This window comes from Psychrobacter piscatorii (assembly GCF_043641605.1).
Classification (GTDB): domain Bacteria; phylum Pseudomonadota; class Gammaproteobacteria; order Pseudomonadales; family Moraxellaceae; genus Psychrobacter; species Psychrobacter piscatorii_C.
Map to the genome: position 1 here is coordinate 262,896 of NZ_JBHZRK010000003.1, position 23,119 is coordinate 286,014.

Below are 23,119 nucleotides of genomic sequence, written 5' to 3' on the forward strand. Positions count from 1 at the left end.
CATCTGTTTTCGATGATCAGTGACACATGCAAACGTTTAGAAGTATAAAAAGAATTAGAACAATAGAAAATTACGACTGATTGACTTGATCCCAAGCCATGCCCAACACATCTGACACCAATGCTTTACCCATAGGCGCATAAGGCATCAGCTCAGGGGCCAACACTGAGGTTTGCCATTGCGGCATTTGTACTAGTAGTGGCGCACTCACACTTAACACAACCAATACCATGAGTACATTTTTGGCAGCACCAAGCACCCCGCCTGCCATTTTATCGACCACGCTCAACCGTAGGGTTTTGAGCACACCTGAGAATACAAAAGCCACCAAGTGCATAACTGCCAATATCACAATCACCACTAGCAAAAAGGCCATGGCCATTTGTAGCACTGGGCTTTGCACGATACCAGATAATTGAGGCGACACCGATCCTGCGAGCCGGGTCGCAGCGATAAGAGCGATAAACCAGCCTACTAAGCCCACGGCTGTTTTGATCAGGCCAACTTGAAAGCCGCGCCACAAACCAATCAAGACAACAATAGCAATCACAATATCTAGACCGCTCATATTTTGCGCCTCACCATCTCATTCATTTGACTAGCTTTCCATGGCATCATAATAGCCACCGATTGCTTGAATACAAGACTGTACTAGCCCAGGTCCTCTATATATAAGACCTGTATAGAGCTGTACCATGTCCGCACCTGCTTCGATTTTTTTGACGGCTTTGGCACCACTATCGATGCCACCCACCCCTATCAAAGCAACTTTACCATCTAGCTGATCAGAGAACTGTTGTAAAATCTGGGTACTAATGTGGCTCACCGGACGACCTGACAAGCCGCCCATTTGATCGCCATCACGCAAGTCTTCGACACCCACGCGGCTCAGTGTCGTATTGGTTGCAATCAAACCGTCAATTTCAAAGTCTAATAACTGCTGTGAGATATAGTCAACTTGCAGTGGCTCTAGGTCAGGTGCAACCTTGAGCACCAATGGCACATAAAAACCATATTCGGTGGCTAGTTGACTGTGACGGTTTTTAATTGTATCCATCAGCTGGGTCAAAGCCTCACCACTTTGCAAATCACGTAAGTTTTTGGTGTTTGGCGATGAGATATTTACCGTAATATATGAGGCGTGCGGATACACACGCTCTAAGCAATACACATAATCATCAGCGGCTTGCTCTACTGGCGTGTCGGCATTTTTACCAATGTTGATACCGATATTGCCTTTGTATTTGCAGCGTTTGACATTATCAATCAGATAATCAACGCCTTCATTGTTAAAGCCCATACGGTTGATGATGGCGTCTGCTTGCTTGATTCTAAACAGTCTTGGCTTATCGTTGCCTGCTTGCGGCCTTGGCGTGACCGTACCTACTTCTATAAAACCAAAACCCAGCTCAGCCAACGCGTCAATGTAGTCACCGTTTTTATCCAGTCCTGCTGCCAGACCAACGGGATTAGAGAACTGCAATCCCATACAGTCAGTAGGCTGCATCGACTGACCATACGCCAAACCTAAAACACGCGCTTTATGTGCTTTATCCAATAAAGATAGCGTCATCTCATGGGCGTGTTCGGGATCCATATTAAACAAAAAAGGACGAAGTAAGGCATAAGACATAGTGATGGCGGACCCTGCTCGAAAGAAATAGTGGATAAAGAATATGAATAAAATCAGGCGGAGCGATTATATCAGCTTAACAGAAACAAGAGCAAAGTTTCACCCGGTAAATTTCCACATTTAACCCGCCGTCAGCGCATACAAGCATTTATTAAGTAGCAATAATAATTCACTGTCTTTTAAGCTCAGCTGAATCAACAGCGATAGACAACTACGGCATCGTATTAAGGTACTGGACGGCCGTCAGTGAGTGCAATCCAACCACGTATAATTCGATATAAATGCCAGATAAAGGTGAATGTCACAATCAACAAACCAAAGCCAGCCAGTAACGTCGAACCAATAGCGATATTGCCACTATCAGCTAGCATACTCACGCCAAAACCACCTAAAGCAAAAGCAGTGATGACAATACCAATAATAAACCAAACGATACTGTACCAAAACGTTTTGATTTGCCAATCAAAATGCGTGGATAACCATGTGCCATCAGCATCGTGGCGCTTGGCATAATTCATCACAATCGGCACGATCCACAGCAGACCAGCGGTAAAATAGCTAATCACATATAAGAAATAAGTGATGTGATTATAAATGGTTAAAGAACGGCGCTTATCGTTGCTCATACTGTCACTCATTGGTTTGCGTTGTCCTTGCTGGTCAGTAATCTTGTCTGCTGAAAACTATGCTCATCAGTATCGTTATGAAGAAAGTGCTGTATGCTAAATATCTATCGTTAGCAGTGGCTAATAAACATTTAATGGTGACAGATAAAAGGCTTTTCAATGACATCTAACTCAAAACGCCACTTTAAAAGCGAGTTACCGATAAATTGAATTGGAACATATCATGTTCTGTTACTTATATTCTACTATTAAGCCCATACCTGCTACTAAACAGTATCGAGTTATAAAGTGACAGTGGCTTGCACTTGGATAGATTTATTCGTTAGGTCTTGCTGCATGGATAACTGCGTGAATTGCCAACCTTGCTGCTCTAACTTGCCAAGAGCGGTACTCACGACAGCTTGACTGGGGTGGATAAAGCTTAACTGCACCGAATCACCAGCCGCAACGACCTGAGCATCTGTAATTCCTGTGGTATTTAGCAGCGCACTAATGCGATTGGCAGGCGGCATGTCAGCCTCTCCATTAGCGTTATTGCCAGTACTTAATGCATTACTATCGATATTACCTGCTTGCGCCCGCAACCAAAAATAATCAGCCACTTGCTCCTGATAATCATTTTTGCTCTCTTTTGCCGCTTGATGAATGCTATAACCACCATAACCGCCGATAAACAACAGCAAAAATACGGACAAGATGGCTAACGCTAATTGATCACGTGGAGGTAGCGCTTGCCAGCGCGTTGATAGCGCATTTTGGTAACTACTCATACGCTCTGAGAATGCGTGCGTTTTAGTATTGGTTGCAGAGACAGCTGCACTGCGTTTGGTACGGCGCTGTAATCGTTTCATGTTTTGACCTTTTCTTACCAATACTCTGATAAATTATGATGCTGCTGGAGTGTTCGCCGTATCGCTGTTTTCCACCACATCCACAGTGACCTGAGCACTAAATTGACCTTGATCATTACTACTCACTTGCGCAAGCTTGGCATTCAAACCTTGCGCTATTAGCGTACTCGTGAATTGATCCAAACTGCCACGATCAGGAGCAATGAGCGTAAAACTGAGTGCGGATGGTTGCATCACTAGCGTCTGCGCACGCAATGCAGACTGCTTGATTAAAGGGGATATCTTTGACAACGCTGCCATATGTGATGCAGGTGCTTGGCTGTCGCTAAGCAGTTTTGGTTGTAATTGTACTTGGAGCTTAGTTCGAGTACTCAGAGGCTCATCAGTGAACCAAGATTGATATTGCGCTGCTATTTCAGTCTTGGTTGCAGCTGTTGCCTCATTATACTTGTACCACTGCACCCCATCGGTTGCCATCTGTAGTACTAAAGCCGATAACGCAACCATCATTGCTACCCGTAAATACGGTGATAACTGTGAGTCGGTTGATTTGATAAAGAAGTTCAGCGCATGACGTTCTGGGTTGTCAATGGGCGCTGGTGTCGTGGGCAAGCTCGTTAATAACAGCTGGTGATCGGCGATCAGCGCTTTCGTTTGCGCCATAGAACTGGTTGTCGCTGATGTTACTGGGATATCATTGATACCCATACTATCTATTTCGTTAGCGGCTAAATCACTGATAGCAAGGCTATTGGTTTCAATAGAAGTCAGCAGCATCACTTCGCTTAAGTGAGGAAAGCGCTCAAAGATCAACGGTAAATAGCTGACAGCCATACCTTGGCGCAATGACTGGCGCAATAGCAGAGTATGCTCGTCTTGATACAATGTCACTTGCTGACCTGCACCTTCTTCGGGTGGTGGCAGTAATAGGAAATCTGGCAGTAGTGCTACTATATTCATATCCACGAGCTGAGCACTTTGCTGCCATGCCTCAATATCGTTTTGTGCCAATGCGTACAGCTCCGTCGTATCAGCATGGCTCAACTGGCGAATAACCAATTGCTCAACTGGCGTTAGAGAGGTTTCTTCAAACAAATACTGCTTACCACTATTACCCAGCTGCTTGAGCTGAGCAGTATTGAGCGCTGTGTCTACTTGCAATACATGACTTGAGGGGAAATATAAACAAATTGCCTTTTGGCCATTGGGTTTATGATGACCATAGAGAGTTTGTAGCTGTTGCCAACCATCAACCGTCTGCCATTGCTGTACATCTTCATGCCAGACAGCTAGCGGGCTATGCTGCGCTCGTAACCAAACATGTAACACTAAACGTGTCCTCGATTATTGCTGCGGTTATAAAAGTACTGTGATGAAGCAGTGATACTATTTAGAAAGGATTGAGTCATTTTATCTGCTGAGCCAGTCGCTTAATCGGTATGATTGCCTCACTCTGAATTCATCCTATCTAAAAAATGGCTAGGTCAGCCTAGTATGGTTGGTCAGGTACAAAACGGTCCACTTCAGTGGCCATCCCAGTCATAACGAACTCCATTTCAAACACTCTGGCTTCTGCCAAAGAAAATGACTCAGGATAATCACCGGTCAACAAGCCTGCGATGTAAGCGACGATAGACATGTGACAAACAACGACCAGACATTCTGCATCAATATTCGCAATATCCATTAAAGCCTGACGGGCATCATCAGAGGGGGTGATATTGTCCTGCACTGTTGAAGGTACGTTTGGTATTCGTGACTGGAATGCAGCCAGCGTCTGCTGCGCCCTGTCATAAGGACTGACGATAAAACGATCTGGATGATAGTGTGTGGTCACATACTCTGCCGTCTGTGCCGCTTGCTGTTGACCAAAGTCAGTCAGCTGACGCGCACTATCTGGACGCGTCTCATCTTCGGCTTGACCATGGCGTACTAATATAATTTTCATAACCTTCCTTGGTGTGCTGAGTTAGCACAGTCTCTCAATAGTGCCTTTTAATAGAACATCTTACTTATCAGCATCGCTATTTTTATTTTTTGCATCGGCTTTGGTATTGTCTTTAGCGCTGTTACTTGAGTTTTTCATATGAGCGGTAAGCGCAGCATTGCTATGATCATGCGCCATCACAAACTCAACATCACTACGGAATCCCGCTTCCATCAAATGTAGTGCCACGCCTAGCGCTGCTTTATCTTCATAAATAACCGCATAGAGCGCGTGGGTGATAGGCATATAGATGCCCGCTTTAGTGGCTTTTTCGTGGACCTGCTGAATGGTATTGACTCCTTCAGCAGTTTGACCCAGCTTTTTGACTGCGGCATCAATACTCATGCCGCGACCGAGCATATTACCAATACGATAGTTGCGGCTTAGCTCTGAGCTACAAGTGGCATATAAATCCCCCACTCCTGACAAGCCTAAGAAGGTTAGCGGATTGGCTCCCTCTTCGACACCGAAACGACTCATCTCTGCTAAGGCACGAGTAAGGATCATTGCTTTGGTATTTTCACCCACTTCATAAGCAGCTGCCATACCCATGGCGATGGCATAGATGTTTTTGAGCGCGCCGCCAAGCTCGACACCGCGTACGTCATCACTCGCGAACACTCTAAAGAAGGCACTGTGTAATGCCGCTTGTACCGCATGACGCAATGGCTCAGACTCACTTGCAATCACCGTGGCAGACGGCATGTTTTTCATGATTTCTATGGCAAGGTTTGGCCCTGACATGACACCGAAATTCACTTCAGGCAACACTTCTTTAATAATGTCGCTCATCATGGCAAAGGTATCTTTCTCCATTCCTTTGGTCAGCGATACGATAGACTGGCCACTGATCAAAGGCGCAATGTTTTTTACCGTTTCGCGAAAAGCCAATCCCGGCACGGCGATAAAAATAATATCTTTGTCTTTAACGGTAGCCGCCAAATCATGACTATATTTCAAACGGTCATCAAGCTTGTAGCCAGGCAGATATTTTTTATTGGTCTGAGTTTTTGCCATCGCTTTTACGGTACGTTTATTACGTACCCACAGCGTAGCATCGCAGCCATTACGCGCAGCCAAGTTTGCCATTGCCGTACCAAAGCTACCGCCACCTAAAAACGCCAAACGCAGCTTGGTAGGATTGCTGTGAATCTCTGCCATGTCTTTTGCGACTGCTGATTCAACTGGACTGGGCGTTGATTTTTTACGACCGATGCCTGACTTACTTGCACGCTCTAAGATACCTGCCAACATACCGTTTTGTTTTTCAGACGTATTGTTGCCCGCCTCATTGTTAGCGCTGTTGTTATCTTTATTGCTATCGTTAGGACTTGTCATGTTCTTTTATCCATGTTGACTGACTTATTCTCAATAGGAGCTACTGTTCCCAGATATTTCCGATACTCGGGCTCGCGGTCTTTTTGAGGTAATAATTTTACCAAGAGACAGCACCGAGTCAAATTATGACTCGAAGCGTACTAACGGCTCGATATCAATAGGTTTGCGTTTGGATTCATCTTTTGGACTAGTGCCAGTATAAACAAAAGCGGTCACATAATCATCTGGACCCACATCAAAATAAGCTTTTACCGCAGGCTCATTACATAACAGCCCAGTACGCCACACCGTACTAAACCCCTGAGCTTTGAGTGCCAGTATCAAATTTTGCACAGCAGCACCCGCACTTAGCATTTGCTCAAAGGGTGGCACTTTTTTATGTTCTTGCATTTGCGTCACGACCGTTATGATAACAGGCGCTCGGAGCGGCATGGTATGGGTTTTTTTGATGGTTTTCTCAGACAGCTCTTCGCCATCTTTGAGCGCTTTTTCTTTTACTGCGGCTACCAAAGCATTACCTAGCTCGTGACGTGCCTCCCCTTGCGTCACAATAAAGCGCCATGGACGCAGTTTTTTGTGATCGGGCGCTGTCGCTGCACACTCAATAGCAGACTCGATTTGATCCCGCGTTGGGGCTGGTGTATCCAAATTACCCATGCTGCGTCTTGAGTTAATCCAACCAATCAGCTCTTCACTGCTAGCTGAGACATCATTTGCGACTACATTTTTAACAGGCAGTTTATTGTCCTGTGACGCTTGGTTATTTTCATCTGTTGTAGTCATTGTCTGTCCTTATTTATTATTATTGATTTCTTTTTACGAACTACTTTTAAATCTGATACTTGTCACTGAAAACACTAAGCATCGAATACTAAAAAACATTTGAGCTCTAGCAATACCGTTTTAAAAAACATCAATTACGCAGCATCTTCGACACGGTGATCCATGCGTAGATAATCTTCTGACTGCATCTCAAGCAAGCGCGAGCGGGTACGTTCAATCTCGAACGCTAGCTTTTCCCCTTGATACAAGTCCAAAATCGACTGCTCTGCGCGTACCAACAGTTTTACACGGCGATCATAAAACTCATCAACCAGATAAATAAAACGGCGCGTTGGATCACGCAAATCATCATCTAAAGCGGGTACTGAATCAACTAATACCGTGCTGAATTGTTTTGCAAGTTCAATAAAATCAGATGCCGAGCGCGGTGCCATGCATAAATGGCGAAAATCACAAAACAAGATATCTTCGGTACGCGCGTTGACTTTGACTTCGCGGCCATTGATAGTAATCGGTTCATTACTAATTTTTTGATTATTAGACAAGCTGGCAAAACGGTTGGCTAGCCAGTGATGGTTGGCTTTGGTCATTGGTGATTCATACAATTCTGCTTGCTGAAGCACGCGCAGACGATAATCAATACCGGAGTCGATATTCATCACTGTCGTATGGCTCTCAACCTCTGCAATGGCTGGTAAAAAACGGTCACGGTGCAAACCATCTTTGTATAAACCAGACGGCTCAATATTTGACGTGGCGACCAGGGTAATACCGCGATTAAACAGCATGGTAAATAAATCACCCAAAATCATGGCATCAGAGACGTTAGAGACAAAAAACTCATCAAAGCAAATAATGACCGCTTCTTTATAAATAATATCGGCGACTTTTTCGAGTGGATCACTTTCGCCTTGCAGTTTATTCAACTCTTGATGAACACGCTGCATAAAATGATGAAAATGCAGACGCATTTTGCGCTCAATGGTCAATGAATCATAAAACATATCCATCATCCACGTCTTGCCGCGACCGACACCGCCCCACATATATAATCCAGTTGGCGCGACAGGCTTGGATTTTAAAAATCCAAAGAACCCTTTCTTTTGCGGGGCGCTATTGATGAGCTGATGGTAGATCTCATCAAGATAACTCATGGCCTGAAACTGCTGCTCATCCCGAGTAAACTCATCTGTACTGACGGCTTTCTCGTAACGTTGCAATGGAGATAAACTCATAATACGACTCATCGTTGGATTAAATAAATATCAAAATATTGGAGTGGCTAAGTGCTACCCTAAAACATGCATTAGCGTTTAGGGTCAAAACTATGCATTGCTATGCGTTTCTAATAACTTTTTAAGCTCTGATAAGCGACCGTGAAAAAAGTGACCAGCACCATCGACGACGCTTACTGCAATTCCTAAGCGATCTGCAAATGCCTGCATATTTTCAGGCGCGATTACTTCATCCGCATTGCCATAGATCTCAAAGGTTTTATCCGCAGGCAAATCGATATCACTGCTGTCATTTTTTTCAACTGAGGGTGCGATAAGCGCGATTTTTGACACGTCAAAATCATCCAACCCCCATATATGCGCGGCTTCAAGTACTTGCTCAGCCACGCGGGCCGTGACATAACCACCAAAAGAAAAGCCACCCAACCATAGCTTTCGGGTATTGGTTTGTTCAGCAATCCATTGTAGCACGGTCATTGCATCGACCACTTCACCTTCCGCATAATCATGCTCGCCTGTCGATTGACCAACGCCGCGAAAGTTAAAACGCACCACATGCATGCCATTGTCACGGGCAAAACGATACATAGTCGTGACCACTTTATTGTTCATTGTCCCATCGAACAACGGATTGGGATGGCACAGTAGCGCGACAGTATCTGTATTTGGGTCGTTAGGATTGTCATTTTGCCATAGTGCGTCGACCTCGAGCACACCAGCAGGAGCAGGAATCAATTGCATAGCATTACTTATTAATAAAAATGAATGGCTCAATTATCCTAGATATGATTTTTATTTCAAGTGATTTGCTGTGTACGGGTGCGACTTGTTTTATTTTAGGCCAAAATTGACTCGTAGCAGTTGAGTATATTATTGATTTAAGCAAGCTTTGTTTGTCATAGATTGGGTAGGCAATACTGCTGTAATACCGCACACAATAAGCGTCTAGACAGGTAATATCTAGATACGTTACATTCATGAAGCTTTGCCTATCGCTAAGACGTTCTGTTTATATACATTAGGAATTATTTATGAATACCCTTAATAAAACTGCCAGTTTAAGTGCAATATTGGCCGGTGCGCTCGTTTTAAGCGCTTGTCAAAGCACGCCATCATCACCAGTGATCCAGCGCGCTAACTCTATTTATGAAACCACTGGCATTGCTGATACCAAAGTCAAAGCACAGCAAAATGCGATCGATAGTGCGCAAAAAACCTGTCGAAGCAAACAAGTCATTATCGTTGATGACAATGTCAAATATAATGGTATCTTAAATGAACGTACTGGCCGTATGGTTGGACAAGTGGGTTCCGTGGTCGGCTCAATCTTTGGCACGGGCACGCCAGATTTGTCACGCAATGATGATTATGAGTACAAGATCAATTTTCGTTGTCAGTAACTTTCTATCAGTAATTCTCTATCAGTAACTCTCTAAATGAGCGACGCCATTTGCGTTTCTCTAGCATCACCTGACATACTATGATTTCTGAAGTAGCCAACAAGCCGCGATATGGATAATATATCAATCAAAGCTTGTTGGCTTCACTTTTTGTGCGCGCCCTTTTGGGTTAAACTATCCGCTATCGTATTCAGCACATCCTCATCAGTCTTCATGTTCTCATTATCTTTGGTCTTATATCATGCGCAAACCTAACCTTTCAAATATCAAACAGGCCAAAGTACTCGCACCTGCCAAAGATTTGGCCACTTTAGAGGCTGAACTCGCTGAGCAAGAAGACCATTTAGAGGATACCGTGCTACGCCTGAGTGATTACTTGTCCGCGGTTGAGATGGTTATCAAACAGACCTTTGACCACCGTGTCTGGGTAAAAGCTGAAATCCGTAATCTGTCGAGCAAGGGTGGTCACTATTATTTTGAATTGGCAGAAAAAGACGATGATGGCAAAGTAGTCGCCAGTTGCCGCGGCAACCTTTGGCGTTTTAAAGCGGCTCGTGTATTAGCCAAGTTTGAACGGGCGACTGGTATGCCGCTTGAGCGTGACTTGACCGTACTCCTCAAAGTATCGGCAGGATTCCATGCCCAGTACGGCTTTTCAATCACGATTGAAGATATCGACCCCAGCTATACGCTAGGCGATTTGGCACGGCAGTATGCAGAAATGGTTGACCGCTTAACAGGCGAAGGGCTATTACATCTCAATCAGCAGCTGCCTACCCCTTTTGATATTGAGCATGTGCTGGTCATCGCGCCTGAAAAGGCAGCTGGATTGGGAGATTTTCAAGCAGATGCGGATCGCTTAGCCAGTACAGGTGCTTGTCATTTCCACTACCATAATGCGACTTTTCAGGGCAATCATGCGCCTGCGGAGATACGCCAAGCCATCGTTAATGCTCAGCAGCAGTTTTATGACACTTATCAGCGTTTGCCTGATTTATTGGTCATTATTCGCGGCGGCGGTGCGGTTGGTGATTTGGCTTATCTCAATGATTATGAGCTGGCAGCGTTGGTTGCTGAGCAGCCTGTGCCTGTCTGGGTTGGTATCGGTCATGAGCGTGACAAAGTCATCTTAGATGAAGTGGCGCATACCAGCTTTGATACGCCCTCAAAAGTGATTGCTGCTATCTATAGCCATTTAGCCCAGCTCGTCACTCAAACGCTACAATATCGAGCGCAAATCAAGCAAGCCGCTCAGCGCCAATTGAATACTGCTGAGCAACAAACCACGCGCCAGTTGAGCCAAATACAGTCGCAAACGATTGGCCAGATCACCGCTCTACGAAAAGACAGTGACTATGCATGGCGCAGCATTCAACAAAGTGCACAGCGCCAAGTAAAGCAAGCAGCTAGACTGACGGCTGAGCGATATACACAAACGCAAACCTTAGCACATCAACAACTCGCAAAAGCCGCTACTAGTAGCAAAAGTCATCAAGAATCAATTATGCAAAACGCGCAGCAGCAAATCATACAAGCACAGCGCGATAGCGAGCACCTACGTGATATTGTGCTATTACATCGACCATCTCGCGTGCTCAAACAAGGCTATGCCATGCTAACGGATGCCAAAAACAACCAAACGCTCACGAGCAGCACCCAACTGTCTCCTGAGCAAACTGTCAATATCATTTTGAAAGATGGTAATGCAAAAGCACAGATTATCGATATCAATATGGATAAAAAAGCGATTGAAACCTCAGACACACCAATTTAACCACATAATAATATCTAACAACTACTCATCTACTTACCTTTAAAAATTAGGAAATTTTATGACCACCCCTACTCGTAGACGCAAAAAAGCCGCCCCAAAAACCTTTAAGGCGGCTTACGATATCTTAAAAACCAATGCGACTGAACTGCAGCAGCAAGACGAGCCTGATATTGATAACCTAATGACCACGGTTGAAGAATCTATTGCGGCTTATCGCGTTTGCGAGACTCGTATCAATGCTGTGCAACAAGCATTGGATGCAGCCTTCGCCGAAGAAAAATCTACTAGCAGCACGGATAGTTAGTTTATTCAGGCTCATCAACTTCAAAGACTTGGCGTAGATAGGCAAGATACGTGTCATTATTGATCATGGTCTTGCCTGGGCTATCAGACAGCTTGGCCACTGGCTGACCGTTGCATTCTACTAATTTGAGCACGATATTAATCGGTGTGATACCCGTGTCATTAGTCAAATTGGTGCCAATGCCAAAGCTGGTTCTAATACGATCTTTGAAGTATTGATGCAGCTCCCAAGCCTTTTCTAAATCCAGCCCATCACTGAAAGTCAAAATCTTTGTCTTTGGATCTATTTTTAACTTTTCATAATGTGCCACTGCCTTATCACCCCAGATGTAAGGGTCGCCACTATCGTGACGCAGCCCATCGAAGAGCTTGGCAAAATACAAATCAAAGTCGCGCAAGAACGCATCCATACCGACCACGTCTGTCAATGCAATGCCCAAATCGCCCCGGTATTCATGCACCCATGCTTCAAGCGCGGCCTTTTGTGAATCACGCAAACGCACATCTAATGCCTGAAATGCTTGCATAAACTCATGTGCCATTGTGCCTATCGGTGTCATTCCTAGCTGTTTTGCCAGATATACATTGGATGTACCGCCCACGATTTTTGGCTCAGCCTTGTGTAGTGTCTCCACCACGTGTGCCTGCCAGCGTTTACTAAAGCGTCGACGCGTCCCAAAATCAGCAACGATAAACGGCGGTATATCACGCCCATACTTTGCCTGCTCTAGGGCATATTGATGCAGCAGTGTCACTTTTTCATCAAGGCGACGTTGCCCTTCTTCAATCACACTATCGTTCGATAACGCATTAAAATAAAGCTCATTGACGATAGCCAGCACAAATACTTCAAAGAACATTGCCTGAATCATCGGCCCTTCGATGTCGATAGATAAACGACCTTTCTCATCGGTACTGACGGTAATAAACCGGCGTTTTAACTTAAATAACTCAAGGTAATCGACAAAGTCTGAACGCATAAAGCGCAAACCACGTAGGTAGTCCAGCTCATCCGGCAAAAAACGCAGCTCACACAGGCTGTCTAGTTGCTGCTCTAGATCTTTTTGAATATCGGCCAATGGATAGGCCGACTCTTTATTATTGCGGCAGCGAAAACGATACACGCCATGTGTCTGTGGAAACTGATGCAGCATGGCTTGTAACATCGTAAATTTGTACAAATCATTATCAAGCAGTGATGTAATAATGGGTGAATAGGTAGCAGTCATGCTATGGCCTTAAAAGTGCAGAAATGAGAAATAAGTGTCACCGAAACAACCAAGCGACCTTATGTCTGAATAATAAGTGATATCTGGTTAATAAATAATAGACACTCATAGAGTGTGCATCACCAATAAACCATCAAGTATAACGAAGTTTGGGGTTTATTTCAGAATTCGCGTTAGATTGCAGCAAAATTCGTACAACTAGCGAAAATGACAATCAAATATCTAATAGCTACATGAAACAAAAAAGACGCTAAGATTGAACTTAGCGCCTTTTTTATCTATTCAAAGGTGGCAATAAAACGACTATGATTTAACCAGTTTTACCAAGGGTGCATAGCCCGATTGCGGCATCACACTCACTGGGATGAACTGTAGTGCCCCGCCATTGATACAATAACGTAGCCCGCCACGGTCTTTTGGACCATCAGGAAATACATGGCCCAGATGTGAGTCAGCCACGCGAGAACGAACTTCAGTACGTACCATATTAAAGGCATTATCCTGATGCTGGGTAATCACTTGCATATCAATAGGCTTGGTAAAGCTTGGCCAGCCGCATCCTGATTGGTATTTGTCCGTCGACAAAAACAACGGCTCACCACTGACCACATCAACATAAATACCAGGCGCAAATAAATCATCATATTCATGACTAAAGGCACGCTCCGTCCCAGCCTCTTGCGTGATATTGTACTGCGCTTTGGTCAATGTGTTCTTTAGCGCATCTTTGTCAAACTTAGCATAGCGCTTGGGATCTAACGTCTCAGCGACCGTATTAGCTGGTGCAAGTTTGGTACGAGCTGCCCCTTCAGGCTTATCATCAGCAAGACTCAAATCAATATGACAATAGCCGTTGGGATTTTTTGCTAGATAATCTTGATGATACATTTCAGCCAAATAGAAATTATCTAAGGGCTCGTTCTCGACCACGACTTTTTGCTCGTATTTGCTTTGTACACGCTTGAGCGCAGCATCAATCACGGCTTTATCTTCTTTGTCGGTGTAGTACACACCTGAGCGATACTGCACACCGCGATCATTGCCTTGCTTATTTAAGCTCGTTGGATCAACCACTCGAAAATAGTATTTTAAGATGGTATCGAGGTCTGTTTTGTCCGCATCATAGGTGACTTTTACGGTTTCTGCATGCCCTGAGCCACGAATGACTTGCTCATAGCTTGGGTTGGCTGTATCGCCATTGGCGTAACCTGATACGGCATCAACAACCCCTTCGACGCGCTCCATATAAGCTTCAACACCCCAAAAACAGCCCCCTGCAAGGTAGATTGAGCGGGTGTTGATTGGTTTGCCGGTTTCATTGTAATACACACCATCTTTTTGCTTGATGGTTTCGACTTTATTGTTATCTGATGCTTGTGCATTGGCAGGTTTGGCGTTACCTGCTTTGAGCTCAGCGAAGCCATTATCTGCATTTTCGGCAAGTGCGTAAGCCTGCTCTGCTGATATATTACCTTTTACCAAGTGTACCAAGTTGCCATTTTTATCGAGGATAGCCCAGCTTGGATAAACTTGTACGCCAAGCTTATTGATGAGTTCACCTGAAGGGTCAGTCAAGACAGGCAAGTTTGGGTAGTCAGCTTGTACGCCCGCATACCAATTACTAAATTCACCATCAGCTTTTTCATTAAGATGACCGGGGCTAGCGACTGTCACCACGTTTAAGCCCGAAAATTTAGGATCAGTGCGCCACGTCTCAGTCTCCTCTAATGTACCCAAACATAACGGGCACCAGCTCGCCCAAAATTTTACCAAGGTCGGCTTATTAGGATCAATCACTGCCGCACCTGTGTCGCCTAAGCCCTTTGTTAGCTGCGGCAATGCTTGCATTTGTTTGAGCATATCAGAGGGCAACATGTCACGCGAGCTGATGATGCCAGTATTTTGACTACCTGATTTGGTACTGCTGCTTGCGCTGCTTTCTGCATTGCTCATCTGGCCACAGGCGACTAATATGCCTGCACTCAGCACTGTCGTCATGCTAAAGGCGCTAACGTTTTTTAGCCAGCTTGATGAGCGAGGTTTCTTAGTTTCTTCATGATTACTATTTTTTTGATTGTTTTTATATGACATGACGTGTCCTTGTTACGGATGGTACGAGTTTTGGCAACCATGAGCGATAAATAGCTCAAAATTCTATTATGAGGGCATTCAAGTTAAAGAGATAAGAATTTGAAAAATAGTGGAGAGACAGTGATTCGGATTGTTGAGACGCATTAGTTTGTCTTAATAGTATACAACGCTATTGGAGTCTACTTTAATAGTAAGCTGTCGATAGCTACACTTATTTAACAGGATAGTAAGAGTCCTGATATAGAGGGCGCTTCAATACAATAATCAGGGCATATCACGCTTTTGCACTCATAAATTGCTCGACATAGTCATCGGCAGGATTGTGCCTTAAGTCGCTTGGCGTACCTGTCTGTATTAAGCGTCCACCATTTAATATACTGATGCGCTGGCCGACTTTGACTGCCTCATCAATATCATGAGTAATAAAAACAATGGTTTTATTGAGTCGATCTTGTAATGCAAGCAATTGATCTTGCAACTGGGCGCGAATAAGCGGATCAAGCGCAGAGAATGCCTCATCCATTAATAAGATGGGATTGTCCGTTGCCAATGCACGAGCCAGCCCAACTCGCTGCTGCATACCGCCAGATAACTCATCAGGGTAGCTGTGCTCGAGATTGGTCAGTCCTACTTCGTTCAGCCAGTGCCGTGCAATCTCATGACGCTCGCTCACACTCATTTTGCGGACACGTAGACCATAAGCGACATTTTGCATCACGGTCATGTGTGGCACTAAACCAAAATGCTGAAACACCATGCTGACCGTTTGCTGGCGGTAGTGCTGCAACTGTTTATCATTAAGCGCTAAAATATTGATAGCAGTCGATGAGCTTTCGTCTACTGGCGCAATGTTTGCCTGAGTATTGTTAGTGGTAGACGTTTTGGTATTGACCGTAGTATTGACCCATATCTCACCACTGGTTGGGTCAATCAAGCGATTAAGATGACGTATCAATGTCGACTTGCCAGAGCCTGATAGCCCCATGATGCAATGTAGCTCGCCTGCCTTGATGTCCAAATTGATATCATAAAGCCCAACCGAGTAGCCCGTTTGTTCTTTGACAGCAACGCTATCCATACCCTCAGCCAGTAACGTCAATGCAGACTGAGCTTGCGTACTGTTGGCGTTATAGATTTTACTGATATTTTTTAGCTGAATATGATTCATCATTGCTCTCGCTATTTGTATGACCTTTTATGATGGCTTATGACGGCTTTAGTTGTTTCATACAAATCGGCGCCCTACCCAATCGGGCGCCTACCTGCTTTGATGGTTTTTTGACGAGCACGCTTTCCCTGACCAAAGGCTTGAGTGATGCGGTCAATGATAATGGCGACGATAACGATAGCCGTACCTGCTTGTAAACCTTGCCCGATATTTAGCGTTTGGATAGATTGCAATACATCTTCACCAAGGCCTGGGGCACCAATCATCGACGCCAGTACTACCATGGCAAGCGACATCATCACCGCTTGGTTAATACCAGCCATAATACTGGGCAACGCCTGTGGCAGTTTGATCCAAATGAGTAGCTGTAGATGCGTACTACCAAAAGAGCGTCCTGCTTCGACCATTTCGTGATTAACTTGGGTAATACCCAACGTTGTCAGGCGAATGAGTGGCGGCAGCGCATAAATAACCGTTGCAAAGAGTGCAGGCACTTTACCAATACCAAACAGCATCAGCACGGGTATGAGATACACAAAGCTTGGCATCGTCTGCATCACATCGAGTACTGGCGTCACAATTTTGCGCAGCAACTTGCTGCCTGACATGGCAATACCGATAGGAATACCGATCACCACCGTGACCAGCACGGATACGATGAGTAACGCCAAGGTATCAATCAGCGCACCCCATAACCCAAAAGCACCAATCAAAAACAGCCCTGCACCGCATGCCAGCGCGAACCAAATCTTGCGTACACCCAACCAAGCAAGTACCGTCACAAACGCGATAATGAGCCAAGGTGGAATAACCGTTAATAATCGCTCAATGGGTAAGAGCAAGTACGTGAGTGTCACCGTGCTAATAGTGCGAAATACGTCTCCATAGTTTTGGACGACGCTTGATAACGCATTGTTGAGCGGAGTCTCAAGCGACCATGAAGGGAAGCTAGATGAAAGTGCTAACTGATCACTACGAGAGGCAGCCGTATCAGCATTGATAACAGAACCGTTTAAGCTAATGCCGAGCTTAGTCGCAAGATTGGTAGCAGCTTCTTCAGATAACCATTCTTTCCAAACATTTGGGTTATCACGCAAAAACGCCAACGCCTGCTCATCGCCACTACGCTTCGTTTCACTCATCTCTAAGATAGCGCCGTTAAGCTCATCAGGCGTAAACTGCACCTTTTTGAAGACCTCTGCTAGCTCAGGGTTGGATTCAATAAATGGGGTAGATACGGCAATACCTAGCGGCGATACTGGAAAACCAGACACGCAATCAGACGTGCCGTCAGCGAGTAATAGGTCTTGCCAGCAGGCATCTTTGTGATTTGGGAACTCCAAAGCAGCAAAATCATACTTTGCCATTAGGCCCGTCGGCTGCCAGTAATAAAACAATAGAGGCTTGTGCTGCTCAAAAGCAGAGGCGATTTCGGCATCGAGCGCAGCGCCAGTACCGGGATGAGCATTGTTAAAAATACTGTCGAGACCCGTATTTTTTAACAGACGCGTATTAAATATCTCACACGTCCAGCCAGAGGGACAGTTCATAAAGCGAGATTTACTCGGATCCTCAGGGTCTTTAAATAGCTCGGCATATTTAGGTAGGTCTTGATAGCTACGTAATCCTGGGTTTTCTTCTAAGACGTATCTTGGGACATACCACCCTTGGGTCGCACCGCCTTTTAGCGTATCGCCAATGACAGCCACTTTATTCTGCTCGATGGCTTTTTCCATAATTGGCGAGCGTCCAATCCACTGCTCACCGATGATCTGAATGTCGTTTTGTGACAATGCTGTCTCAAGCGCAGGTCCTGCTCCTGGCACTTCTTCTACCGTGCAACCATAACCATCTTCAGCAATATACTTAAGCACCCCAGAGGTAAACTGTCCGCTCTCCCACGTAAGTGCGCCAAACTTGATCGGTGACTCACAAGCTGCGGATGCTGATACAGGCAGCAACAACGCGCTCATACACAGTAAACTTAATGCAATCCATTGGCGCATGTTCTGTCCTATTTATTGTTTTTTACTGGCATGAAAGAAGCATCAAAACCACAGAATTTCACGATACCATGTTGATTCATAACATCTATGAATCATCCACTGTTGTTTAGGCTTACTACAAAGTGTAGCGACTTATAGGAGTAATAACAAATGCTTATTTATCGATTACTGAGATAGTTGAACCTCAGGCCTTGCAAATATAAACGCTATCATTAATAGATCTTTTCCCAATTTTAACCTTTGGTTTTTAGACAAAAAAATAGCACCTATTTTGATAGGTGCTATGGATTACGGTACCGAATGAAGAGAGTTCAAAGTCAATTTTTGAATAACTCCCATAGGGCAACTATTTCAAGAACAATGCCATCGCCTTTTTAAACAGTCCACCATAAGGCGGCAATAAGAAATTGAGACCATTGAGCTTGGTCTGTACAAAGATAGGTTTCATATGGCTCAAGCGCTCAAAGCCTGCTTTGCCATGGTATGCGCCTGTACCAGAGTCACCTACCCCACCAAACGGTAAGTCATGCTGGGCGACATGCATGATCACTTCATTGATACATAAGCCACCAGAGACCGTGTTGTTACGCACGTTTTCGATGCTGCTATAGTTGTCACTAAAGACATATAGCGCTAGTGGCCTTGGACGCGAGTTCACAAAATAGATCGCATCGTCGAGTGTCTCATAATGCATCAGCGGCAGTATCGGGGCAAAAATCTCATTTTGCATCAGATCGCTATCAGGCGCAGGCTCGCTCACAATCACAGGTGGCATCAGACGCGTTTCGATATTGGGCTCAACCGCAGTAAGTGCGTGTATCTCATCACCTGTTAGCGCATCTAGGTAACCCTTAACCCGTTTAAACTGCTCACCATTGATAATGCGTGAATAGTCTGGATTGTTTTCGATATTGGGATAGTGCTTGGCCATCCACTCTTTTGCCAAGTGGATAAACTGGTCATGATATTGACGTTGAATCAATACATAATCTGGGGCAATACAAGTCTGACCTGCATTTAGTGTTTTGCCCATCATGACACGGTTGACCACCGACTCTAGATTGGCATCATCCAATACAATCACCGGTGACTTACCACCAAGTTCAAGCGTCACTGGTGTCAAGTTAGGCGCGGCGGCAGCCATCACTTTTTTGCCTACAACAGTCGAACCCGTGTATAGCAAGTGGTCAAATGGCAACTCACTAAAGGCAGCAGCAATATCAACCTCGCCCAGTACCACACAGATCATATCTGGCGAAAAATAACGAGAAATGGCATCAGCGAATGTCTGAGCAAACTGCGGCGCGGCTTCGCTCATTTTGACCATGATTCGGTTGCCCGCGGTGATTGCATCAATCATCGGACCAATCGCCAAAAACAGCGGATAGTTCCATGGCACCATAATACCGACCACGCCCAATGGCTGCGGCTGAATCTCATTGTGAGCTGGCATATACAGTGCTGAAATAGGCGCGCGGTGTGCTTTCATCCACTTTTTGCCGTGTTTTTTGGCGTGACTGATACCCGTGAAGCTCGGAAACAGCTCAGCAAACTGAGTCTCTGATTGGCTACGATACCCAAAGTCTGCGCTGATTGCTTTTGCAAAGCTCTCTTGATTGTCGCTCAGCATCACTTCTAAATTATCTAGCTGAGTCTCACGAGTGCCCCAGTCATTGATCGGCCGCGTACGGCTCAATGTTTGCAGGCGTGAAAATTGAGATTTCATCTCATCGATGGTTTTTGCGGTACTCAGTGCTTCAGGCATACGCTGCAGCGCAAAACTTGCATCGGTTGGTGCCTGCTCATGGGCGTGTTGGTTGCTATCTGTCATTTGTCTTCCTTGTCGTAGTCACATGTACTCATATGTCGTGTAGTCACTACATTATATTGGGTTATAGGCGCTATCTTTCTAGTCAGGTGCGCGCTTTAATAACCTGCCCTGACTGTCAATTTCATCAGATTCCATTCATTATACTTTAATGTAGCGCATCAACTGTGCAATGAACAGCACCTTTCATTGACTGCTGCGTTTGTAATCGCCTACTAAAGCCATGATATTAAAATGGTTTTACTTTTTCCTAGCGCATTTTCTATAGGTACTCACATACCAAATCCGATACTAGACTGCAGATAAACTTTGGGCGATAGATGCCAAAACTGCTACACTACCTATCGACATTATCTATCTTTAAACCAGACAATAATAAGACAGACACGCTCATGCAAAACGACACACAACCGCTCAATGACACGCTGATCAGTAAATCTCTGTCAGCAGCCGATTATGTTCCCACTCTCGATGCCATGCTGTCACGCACTCTCGAACGTATCGATCTAAAAAAACAGCAAGGACTACGCACGCCTGATGAGTTATGGATCGTTGACCATAACGATGTCTATACGCTTGGACAAGCAGGTAAAGAAGAACACATATTGCAGCGCACCGACACGCCTATCATCAAGACCGACCGAGGTGGTCAGGTAACTTGGCATGGTCACGGACAGTTGGTCCTTTATTGGTTGTTTGACTTAAACAGTTTGGGCTGGAGTGTGCGCCATCTGGTCTCCCACGCTGAGCAAGCGATCGAAGACGTCGTTAATGACTGTCTGCATCGCTCGCCATCTAGTCGCGATAATATCAGCGCCCATGCCCGCCGTGATGCACCTGGCGTTTACATGTATTCTGACCCCACTGTAGCGGACGACGAGAGCAATGCTAATAGCAACTCGCTAAATGACAAATCTCTTGATAATAAGATTATGCTTGGAAAAATAGCGTCGTTGGGCTTCAAGATTAAGCATGGCTTTAGCTATCATGGTATCGCAATTAACTTAGACTGTGATTTGTCAGCATTCAATGCTATCAATCCTTGCGGTTATGCGGGGATGCAGATGTTGCGCTTGTCTGATTTTGTAGCCATGCAGACAGATTTAGAGCAAAAAGAGTCAGAAACACAAATGCCTCACCAAGTCAGCGATGCATTCAGCTATGAGATAGTTACCCAAAAACTTATCGATAATATCGCCAAGCGTCATGCTGGACTGATTGAATTGCGAGCCATCGCGCCAAAGTGAGTTTTGAGTCTATTTTTGCATAATCTTTTTTTGCATAATATCTTGCACGCTTAGACTTAAGCATTAAGAGAAAATTTAGATCAAACTTGTTATAATCGCACCCAGTACAAATCGGGTGCGGCAAAAATTTTGCAGTATCCCTAGCTACATCAATCATTCAAACCTCTAAAACAAAAGCAAATTGGAGTATTTCATGGCAGATTTTAATAAAATTTTGGACGCAGGCGACGTAGATGGCGGCATCATCAACGTAGTAGTAGAGATCCCAGCTGGTAGCAGCCATAAAATTGAGTGGAATCGCGAATTGGCCGTATTTGAGCTTGATCGTATTGATCCACAGATTTTTGCTAAGCCATGTAACTATGGTTTTATCCCGCAAACGCTTGACGAAGATGGCGATGAGCTTGATGTGTTGCTACTGACTGAACAGCCACTACCGACTGGTATCTTCTTAAAAGCAAAAGTCATCGGTGTGATGAAGTTTGTTGATGATGGCGAAGTAGATGACAAGATCGTTGTTGTACCTGCTGACGACCGTGACACCGGTAATGCTTACAACAGCCTAGAAGACCTACCAAAGCAGCTCATCAACCAACTAGAGTTCCATTTCAGCCACTATAAAGACCTGAAAAAAGCAGGTACTACTGTAGTTGAATCTTGGGGTGATGTTGCAGAAGCGAAAGAAGTCATCAAAGAATCTATCCAACGCTGGAAAGACCTATAATTTATCAAAATTGGCATAAATGCTAATCATAGATAAATACCAAAATACCGCGATCGCAATGTGATCGCGGTATTTTTTTGCTTGAATATCGTTTGTGTAAAATGGTTATAATAAACCCTATTACTCATTCACACGCATACGCCGTAATAAGGACAGCCATGTTTAACCCCGACCCTAGCAAAAAGCCGGTCAATACCAAGTTGCCAAAAAACGTCATCATGATGGTCGAAAAAAATAACTTGGTAATGGCCATCAAAACGTTGGCGGCAGACGAAAACATCAGTATGGATGAAGCCAAAACTAGGATTGATGCCTATGAGACAGCACTAAAGGTAAAACAACAGCAAAAGCTCAATACCATCGCTAGTAAACAAGGTATCCCCAATCAGGCCATTAGCTTTGATAGAGAGCAAGAGACCGATGACGGGCCTGGACCATTGGTAAAAAATCGCGTCAAAACCACCAAGCAAAGTCAAGGATTTAAGAGCTTGCAAGATGGTGTCAATGGTCAGCTGAATGACTTGGGCTATAAGAAACCTTTGCTCCCTTATTGGCTAAAACGATTACTCGTTATCGCTGTCTTGATGATAGGTATATTTTGGATATTGTGGCGAGTGTTTGTTTAAATCAAGTACTGAATCGCGATACTTTTTATAGAACCGTTTATCGCTGATACTGTAGCCTGCGAGTATTGTTACTCACAGGCTGGACAATAGAAAAGCCTAATAAGCTCTGCTGGTTTCGCCAGTCTGTTATAAGTGGTTCCATGATAGCAGTCTGCTTTAAGTAGTCTGTTAATAGGTTTGAAGGGTGAGATAACTGGTTCCGTTGAGGTATACCTTAATAAAAATAAACCTAGGCTTTTCTAAAATGATAATCTCTCAAGTTGATATTTA

The 23,119-nt window shown here is 44.7% G+C and carries 20 protein-coding genes and 1 pseudogene; 6 read left to right on the plus strand and 15 right to left on the minus strand.

Annotation, left to right across the window (positions count from 1 at the left end; all coding sequences use genetic code 11):
* Window positions 1-70 precede the first annotated feature (70 nt).
* The 10 genes from ACHUET_RS04770 to ACHUET_RS04815 all read right to left on the minus strand — a co-directional run bounded on the left by ACHUET_RS04770 (window position 71) and on the right by ACHUET_RS04815 (window position 9,194).
* Entirely contained in the window at window positions 71-568 is a 498-nt protein-coding gene (locus tag ACHUET_RS04770) for a CvpA family protein (protein ID WP_394211075.1), read from the minus strand.
* Between the two features lie 30 nt (window positions 569-598).
* A complete protein-coding gene (locus tag ACHUET_RS04775; RefSeq protein ID WP_201600971.1) occupies window positions 599-1,633 on the minus strand; it encodes a quinone-dependent dihydroorotate dehydrogenase in 1,035 nt (344 codons plus the stop codon).
* A gap of 224 nt (window positions 1,634-1,857) precedes the next feature.
* Window positions 1,858-2,259, minus strand: a complete 402-nt coding sequence (locus tag ACHUET_RS04780; RefSeq protein ID WP_071003577.1) for a DUF4870 family protein — start codon at window positions 2,257-2,259, stop codon at window positions 1,858-1,860.
* A 281-nt stretch (window positions 2,260-2,540) separates the two neighbouring features.
* On the minus strand, window positions 2,541-3,110 hold the full coding sequence (gene gspM, locus ACHUET_RS04785; protein WP_394211077.1) for a type II secretion system protein GspM: 570 nt from the start codon (window positions 3,108-3,110) through the stop codon (window positions 2,541-2,543).
* Window positions 3,111-3,143: 33 nt separating this feature from the next.
* Window positions 3,144-4,439, minus strand: a complete 1,296-nt coding sequence (gspL, locus tag ACHUET_RS04790) for a type II secretion system protein GspL (protein WP_394211078.1) — start codon at window positions 4,437-4,439, stop codon at window positions 3,144-3,146.
* 160 nt (window positions 4,440-4,599) lie between these two features.
* Window positions 4,600-5,058 carry a SixA phosphatase family protein gene (locus ACHUET_RS04795; protein ID WP_394211079.1) on the minus strand — a complete coding sequence of 153 codons (459 nt, stop codon included), beginning with the start codon at window positions 5,056-5,058 and terminating at the stop codon, window positions 4,600-4,602.
* A gap of 60 nt (window positions 5,059-5,118) precedes the next feature.
* Complete coding sequence (locus ACHUET_RS04800) at window positions 5,119-6,435, minus strand: NAD(P)H-dependent glycerol-3-phosphate dehydrogenase (protein WP_394211081.1); 1,317 nt, start codon at window positions 6,433-6,435, stop codon at window positions 5,119-5,121.
* A 123-nt stretch (window positions 6,436-6,558) separates the two neighbouring features.
* Window positions 6,559-7,218 (minus strand): nitroreductase family protein, encoded by a 660-nt coding sequence (locus ACHUET_RS04805; protein ID WP_394211083.1) that lies wholly within the window; start codon window positions 7,216-7,218, stop codon window positions 6,559-6,561.
* Between the two features lie 134 nt (window positions 7,219-7,352).
* Window positions 7,353-8,453, minus strand: a complete 1,101-nt coding sequence (zapE, locus tag ACHUET_RS04810; protein WP_201600950.1) for a cell division protein ZapE — start codon at window positions 8,451-8,453, stop codon at window positions 7,353-7,355.
* Window positions 8,454-8,543: 90 nt separating this feature from the next.
* The gene (locus ACHUET_RS04815; RefSeq protein ID WP_394211085.1) at window positions 8,544-9,194 is read right to left on the minus strand and encodes an alpha/beta hydrolase; all 651 of its coding nucleotides are present in this window, start codon (window positions 9,192-9,194) and stop codon (window positions 8,544-8,546) included.
* 290 nt (window positions 9,195-9,484) lie between these two features.
* Between ACHUET_RS04815 and ACHUET_RS04820 the strand changes: the two genes are divergently transcribed.
* The 3 genes from ACHUET_RS04820 (at window position 9,485) to xseB (ending at window position 11,931) form a co-directional block, all read left to right on the plus strand.
* Window positions 9,485-9,853, plus strand: a complete 369-nt coding sequence (locus ACHUET_RS04820; protein WP_394211087.1) for a hypothetical protein — start codon at window positions 9,485-9,487, stop codon at window positions 9,851-9,853.
* Window positions 9,854-10,094: 241 nt separating this feature from the next.
* Complete coding sequence (xseA, locus tag ACHUET_RS04825) at window positions 10,095-11,627, plus strand: exodeoxyribonuclease VII large subunit (protein ID WP_394211089.1); 1,533 nt, start codon at window positions 10,095-10,097, stop codon at window positions 11,625-11,627.
* A 58-nt stretch (window positions 11,628-11,685) separates the two neighbouring features.
* The gene (gene xseB, locus ACHUET_RS04830; protein ID WP_394211091.1) at window positions 11,686-11,931 is read left to right on the plus strand and encodes an exodeoxyribonuclease VII small subunit; all 246 of its coding nucleotides are present in this window, start codon (window positions 11,686-11,688) and stop codon (window positions 11,929-11,931) included.
* 1 nt (window position 11,932) lies between these two features.
* Here xseB and pncB read toward each other — a convergent pair whose 3' ends face one another.
* From pncB to ACHUET_RS04855, 5 genes are all read right to left on the minus strand, one after another.
* Entirely contained in the window at window positions 11,933-13,159 is a 1,227-nt protein-coding gene (gene pncB / locus ACHUET_RS04835; RefSeq protein ID WP_394211092.1) for a nicotinate phosphoribosyltransferase, read from the minus strand.
* Window positions 13,160-13,462: 303 nt separating this feature from the next.
* A complete protein-coding gene (gene msrAB, locus ACHUET_RS04840; RefSeq protein ID WP_394211094.1) occupies window positions 13,463-15,250 on the minus strand; it encodes a bifunctional peptide-methionine (S)-S-oxide reductase MsrA/peptide-methionine (R)-S-oxide reductase MsrB in 1,788 nt (595 codons plus the stop codon).
* Between the two features lie 274 nt (window positions 15,251-15,524).
* Complete coding sequence (locus tag ACHUET_RS04845; RefSeq protein WP_394211113.1) at window positions 15,525-16,418, minus strand: ATP-binding cassette domain-containing protein; 894 nt, start codon at window positions 16,416-16,418, stop codon at window positions 15,525-15,527.
* Window positions 16,419-16,492: 74 nt separating this feature from the next.
* On the minus strand, window positions 16,493-18,424 hold the full coding sequence (locus tag ACHUET_RS04850) for a glycine betaine ABC transporter substrate-binding protein (RefSeq protein WP_394211095.1): 1,932 nt from the start codon (window positions 18,422-18,424) through the stop codon (window positions 16,493-16,495).
* Between the two features lie 346 nt (window positions 18,425-18,770).
* Complete coding sequence (locus ACHUET_RS04855) at window positions 18,771-20,255, minus strand: coniferyl aldehyde dehydrogenase (protein WP_394211097.1); 1,485 nt, start codon at window positions 20,253-20,255, stop codon at window positions 18,771-18,773.
* A 389-nt stretch (window positions 20,256-20,644) separates the two neighbouring features.
* Here ACHUET_RS04855 and lipB point away from each other — a divergent pair.
* The 3 genes and pseudogenes from lipB to ACHUET_RS04870 form a co-directional block, all read left to right on the plus strand.
* A pseudogene (gene lipB / locus ACHUET_RS04860) lies at window positions 20,645-21,347 on the plus strand (lipoyl(octanoyl) transferase LipB); the annotation flags it as partial.
* A 345-nt stretch (window positions 21,348-21,692) separates the two neighbouring features.
* Window positions 21,693-22,223 carry an inorganic diphosphatase gene (locus ACHUET_RS04865; protein WP_057759479.1) on the plus strand — a complete coding sequence of 177 codons (531 nt, stop codon included), beginning with the start codon at window positions 21,693-21,695 and terminating at the stop codon, window positions 22,221-22,223.
* A gap of 158 nt (window positions 22,224-22,381) precedes the next feature.
* The gene (locus tag ACHUET_RS04870) at window positions 22,382-22,849 is read left to right on the plus strand and encodes a hypothetical protein (protein ID WP_394211098.1); all 468 of its coding nucleotides are present in this window, start codon (window positions 22,382-22,384) and stop codon (window positions 22,847-22,849) included.
* Window positions 22,850-23,119 lie beyond the last annotated feature (270 nt).